Source organism: Undibacterium sp. Di27W (assembly GCF_049340345.1).
Classification (GTDB): Bacteria; Pseudomonadota; Gammaproteobacteria; order Burkholderiales; family Burkholderiaceae_D; genus Undibacterium.
Map to the genome: position 1 here is coordinate 1 of NZ_JBMPOS010000132.1, position 360 is coordinate 360.

1 protein-coding gene is annotated in these 360 nt (G+C 52.5%); it reads right to left on the bottom strand.

The genetic code is table 11. The features are described from left to right. Nucleotides 1-360: transposase (locus ACO0LF_RS31625; protein ID WP_423021398.1), on the bottom strand; the 360-nt coding region annotated here is incomplete at both ends.

The window sequence follows — 360 nt, forward strand, 5'->3', positions numbered from 1 at the left end:
CATCTGTTAATGCATGACTGCGTGTAGCACGGCAGTTAGTAAAATCTTTCGCCTTGGGTGCCTTACTACGCGCAGCCTGCTTTTGGCCCAGGTAGGCGGAATCGCCCCAATAACGCGTCTCTTGTCCGTGCAGCAGGTCAGGTAATACCAGGCTGTCATGAACATTGGCACCCGTTGCGACAACGCTGTGTATCAATTTGGTCTTGCTGTCCACGCCAATGTGTCCCTTCATACCGAAGTGCCATTGATTCCCTTTTTTGGTTTGACGCATTTCCGGATCACGTTCTCCATCTTTGTTCTTGGTCGAAGACGGGGCGGCAATGATGGTGGCATCAACGATGGTGCCGCCCGACACCTTCA